Genomic DNA, 4511 nt, shown 5'->3' on the forward strand with positions numbered 1-4511 from the left:
TCACATACGCACCAAGTATAGTCGGTCCACATGAAGAGCTCCATCGGCGTGCTCATCGGGTTTAAACCATACGATTTCAAATTCAACACGGCGGTCAGGCGCTAGGCATTCTATGACTTGCGAGCTCGTCGGCCCTGTGCACTGGTCGGGCTTGGTGAGCGGCTCCTCATTGCCTTTCCCTCTAACGTTATAAGGATGCATTCGGACACCCTTGCTGACTAAATACTCCTTGGCAGCGACAGCGCGTTCCATGGAGATGCCTTGGTTTCCAGCTTGTTCTATGCGATCCGTATGAGCCGAAACTGTTACCGAATACACCCTCCCATTCATGGATTTGACTTCGGCGAGACCCCCATCGATCCACTCCTTATGCTCAGGGCTCAAGCTTGTCACTCCGAAGCCATATCGAGGGAACCCTACCTCTCGATCGTTAGAGGGACTCTCAGTACTACTAAAGGCAAACCAAAGACCTATTAGAGCCCCAACGATAACAAGACTCCTAACAACTTTACTAATAGCATATGATGACTGCGGGGCTTTGGATGCGGTTATAGGGGGTTTCCAAGCTGTCGGCGAAATGCCAGGCTTTTGGTGGGCTTGGGTTTGTTGTTGCATTCGGGGCTGTGTTGAGCCTGCGGATTGAAAGTGATAAATTACACCTTCCCGATAACATGCTCCACATTTCTGTCCGATAAACCACCAGTGCCCATTGCTGCATTGCGCAAGCAATGCACTGCTTTTCAAAGCGTATTCCCTAAGGATATCCGCCCATTCGCGCGATGTTGGCCGCAGCGTGGGCAAAGTGCCAAATGCACGATCAAAAATAGCGCCTCAATTCATTTGGAAAACAGGCATGTGCGCTAACATGTTGTGGATCGATAGAACCATGAGGCCTTATACCATAAGGGTACATGTTTCTAGCCAATCTGCCCTGTCGATCAGTAGGCGCATTATTCTTTTTGGCTATGCCATCGTAAGGATGGATCCCAAAGTTGAGTAGCCGAAAAATAATAACCGCTAGCGCAAACCGATCCTGATGCTCAGGTTCGGCAATGTGCTTGTTTTGGAATTCGGGAGCAGTGTATTCAGGGGTCGTTTGTGGTGCCGAAAAAGCTCGACCAGGCATATTTACATGGAACCCATCGCAATCGAGTACCGCGACATAAAGTTCCTGACGATACAAGCGGAGATTGACGGGTTTCAGATCGACTATTCGATGGCCCTTATCGTGGATTGCGCTTACGACCCCCGCAAGATTGGCTGCGACTGTGATGCGCGCTCCCAAATCTGATCGCAGACTCTTCTGCCCCGCCATCTTTGGTACTAGGATGCACTCCAGAGACTCGGTCTTGTTGAAATCAAGCGTCGGCATCGCGAATCCGACGAAATTTCCCGAGACATCTCTCGCCATAGCAAATGGCCAAGACAGCTGAATTATTCCCGCTGCCGACGATGGCAATGACGGCGCATTCTGCAATAGGCAGAAGATTTTATCTGCATATTCCTTGCCGACTTGCCTGAGAGTCTCAGAATGATACAGCTTAACTACAGTGGCTGGCTCCCCAGCTACCTGATAGACGGTGCCCGCACCGCCACTAGCCAATTCCTTACCAAGAGCTACATTTCTGGTTTTTCTATTAGCATCAACCAGAACAACAATGGTTATCGGGTGGTTCACGAAGGCCGTATCAGTAGAATTGTTTTGTCATCGCTGGTAATCGGCCAAGTACGTTCGTCGGCAAGGGTTGCTTGGAGTGCTTCACATCCATCGGCTTCATTAACTGTCGATAAATAGAACTTCACGGGGTCCATGAATGGCCCGGACAGCCCTGTACGCCCACGATTAATTGCAAACGACATTGCGCCATCACTCATTAATGACACAAAGTTAATCTCGCCGGAAAAAGACATTACGCGCAGATGTGTCTGCCAATCGTCGCATGTGACGAAGTATGTTTCGTTGGAATATTCACCATTTTCCGGCAGCGAAAGGACAGTCTCCCCCCCCAAGCAGTTCTACTGCCGCAATGCCATCCCCAATGTGGAACAGGCAGCCTCCTTCCTCGCGCAGTACTACGCCGACCAGCGTACTAGCCAATTCACGCGTGGGTATGGCCAAATCACGGGCATTCTCAGCAATTTCAGCACGCGCTGCTTCAACGGCCTGCTCAATCACAGATCGGTCGCAGGCCACTACAGATGCGCCCGCGTAATCTGCTAAAAAAATGACTTATGACCTTTGCGCACACGCGTGCCCCGAGATGGCTTTGGGCTGCGGAACCAGCGCCATCACAAACAACCGCGACCAACCGGCCATCCCCGACGGCATGACCGAAAGAATCCTGGCACGGAAGGTTGCCATCAATGTGCCCCTTGCCGATGGCCGAAGCAGCGTATACTTGCCACAATTTCTCCATACTCAATTGGTCCCTGCAGATGCCCAACTGTCAGTTGGTGGTAGCTGGGCAATCTGGCCTTTCGCGGTCTGCGACACGGCTTTGACACTAGCACTTAACCAAACGAATAAGTCGTTAAATTGAGTGCTCGAAATCAGTTTTGCTCCCCTGCTCGAGAAACGACCCAGTACGCCCAAGTCCGCACCATTGCCGACTCCTATGGAAAAAAACCGTCACCTTATTAGCAGCTTCGGCAGCCCTGCAAGCCTCTGCTGCATCTTCCCAAGCGTCTGAGGGAACTCCATCGGACATCAACATCAAAATCGGGCGTTTGTAGGAAATTCCAGCGGCCTTTAGCTCATCCTTCTGCTCTTGAATCGCCTTAAGTGCCGCCCTGATCGCAGCGCCGGTAGGCGTTGAACCATCGGCTACTAGCGTTGGCGCCGAAAAATCCATCGCATCCACCCATAAATCCTCACTGACGTCATTCGCGCCACCAAACTGAATTACTTTTATCCGCCCACGGGTTGAAGTGGTTGGATCATTTTTTTAAAGCCTTTTCCAATGCTATCAGACCGGAATTTAGCGCGTTGATGCACTCTCCAGCCATACTGCCAGAGCGATCTAAAACGATAACCAATGGCGTCCGTTCATCGGTATTGTCCATCAGCGCCACATCTGGAATCGGAATTGCCGTAGGCATTTTAAGCCCTCCTTAGTTAAAGAATGGAAGTAGACATCTTCTAGGTGTTTCATAATTTCAGGAAACGCAGCCGCGCCACCATTATTTGCAAGCCCAACAAAAATGGTTAAAGTCAATCTTTATAACGCCTACTCCAAAATCGGTTAGCGCACCTCGTTCTTCAGCGCAGCATTTGTGACCATCACCCTGGAAGCGAAAAGCTTTCCACGTTTGACCTAGCTTAGTGCCGGCCACTTTACATACTTCGAGCACGACGCACCTGGAGCCATATCCAGATTTGGATAGCCTCCACCCAAACACCGACCTCTAGCGTTGGCGTCCGCACGAACAAAAGGCGCAGGCACAATTTTTCCTAGATCGCGCATCCCGCCCCAAAGCGAGCAGGTTGCACAAATTTTTTGTCGAGCTACCCCATGTGATCATTTGATTTTCTTCCTTTAGAAATGGTGATCGATTAGAACACTTATTCGGCGCCACCGATTCCGCAATGCCTGAAGTCTTTGTTGTCGTCACACAACAGCAGCCCAAACGACAGTCGGCATCTGGCTTCAAATATTCCGGATTAGGTCGTTTCGTGTGGAACCGCCCCGGTGAGGCGGATGCCGCTGCAGAGCCCTTCGGCCTCCCCCCCTGGCCCCGCCCTCGAGGGCGGTGAAGTCCTTGCCGCCGGACGGGCTCGGGCGCTGGCCGCGAAAAGCCGCAACCAGCCCCAAGCCCTTTCGCATATCGGCGTTTCGGACGCCCTCAAGGGTACGCTTCGCCGGGCTCCGCCCGCCCTTGACCGCGTCCTCAACCGGAACGCCGGCAACACCGCTGCTCGGGATCGCCGACTGACCTCGGCTGTTGGCGGTGGCCAGCGGCCAGTTCTACACGAAACGACATAGAGCAAAATATTCCTGCGAGAACCAACTAAATGACGAGACGTTTGACTAATTTCCAACCTTCCTTTCGTTCTGAACGGCATCCACCAAAGGAACTTTAGATAAATATCTTGTTCCTCATGACTGAATATGGAGGGTCTATGTCGTTTCGTGTGGAACCGCCCCGGTGAGGCGGATGCCTCTGCAGAGCCCTTCGGGCGCCCCCACCCCTGGCCCCGCCCTCGAGGGCGGTGAAGTCCTTGCCGCCGGACGGGCTCGGGCGCTGGCCGCGAAAAGCCGCAACCAGCCCCAAGCCCTTTCGCATATCGGCGTTTCGGACGCCCTCAAGGGTACGCTTCGCCGGGCTCCGCCCGCCCTTGACCGCGTCCTCAACGCCGGCAACACCGCTGCTCGGGATCGCCGACCGACCTCGGCTGTTGGCGGTGGCCAGCGGCCAGTTCCACACGAAACGACATAGAGCCCGATTTGGGTCGAAAAGGCGAGTAGCGCTCCTCAGTAAGCAGTCGCTCGGGGGCACCGGTCCAGACTCGT

At 53.2% G+C, this 4511-nt stretch carries 7 protein-coding genes; all 7 read right to left on the reverse strand.

Annotated features, from left to right (window positions below; genetic code table 11):
• Positions 1 to 615, reverse strand: coding sequence for an OmpA family protein (locus E4Q23_RS25400; RefSeq protein ID WP_423753371.1), 615 nt, complete (start codon positions 613 to 615; stop codon positions 1 to 3).
• A 202-nt stretch (positions 616 to 817) separates the two neighbouring features.
• Positions 818 to 1678: a hypothetical protein gene (locus E4Q23_RS21120; protein WP_169068456.1), complete on the reverse strand. Its 861-nt coding sequence runs from the start codon at positions 1676 to 1678 to the stop codon at positions 818 to 820.
• Complete coding sequence (locus E4Q23_RS25405) at positions 1675 to 2010, reverse strand: protein phosphatase 2C domain-containing protein (protein WP_169068457.1); 336 nt, start codon at positions 2008 to 2010, stop codon at positions 1675 to 1677. Before E4Q23_RS25405 ends, E4Q23_RS21120 begins: the two co-directional genes overlap by 4 nt.
• Complete coding sequence (locus E4Q23_RS25410; RefSeq protein WP_211203883.1) at positions 1970 to 2194, reverse strand: protein phosphatase 2C domain-containing protein; 225 nt, start codon at positions 2192 to 2194, stop codon at positions 1970 to 1972. The genes E4Q23_RS25405 and E4Q23_RS25410 overlap by 41 nt, the downstream gene beginning before the upstream one ends.
• Complete coding sequence (locus tag E4Q23_RS24690; RefSeq protein WP_169068459.1) at positions 2169 to 2417, reverse strand: protein phosphatase 2C domain-containing protein; 249 nt, start codon at positions 2415 to 2417, stop codon at positions 2169 to 2171. The genes E4Q23_RS25410 and E4Q23_RS24690 overlap by 26 nt, the downstream gene beginning before the upstream one ends.
• A gap of 114 nt (positions 2418 to 2531) precedes the next feature.
• Positions 2532 to 2861: a vWA domain-containing protein gene (locus E4Q23_RS24335; protein WP_248595632.1), complete on the reverse strand. Its 330-nt coding sequence runs from the start codon at positions 2859 to 2861 to the stop codon at positions 2532 to 2534.
• A 76-nt stretch (positions 2862 to 2937) separates the two neighbouring features.
• Positions 2938 to 3099, reverse strand: coding sequence for a hypothetical protein (locus tag E4Q23_RS24340; RefSeq protein WP_248595633.1), 162 nt, complete (start codon positions 3097 to 3099; stop codon positions 2938 to 2940).
• Between the last annotated feature and the right edge of the window lie 1412 nt (positions 3100 to 4511).

Origin of the sequence: Candidatus Accumulibacter phosphatis, from assembly GCF_012939955.1 — a bacterium.
GTDB lineage: Bacteria > Pseudomonadota > Gammaproteobacteria > Burkholderiales > Rhodocyclaceae > Accumulibacter > Accumulibacter delftensis.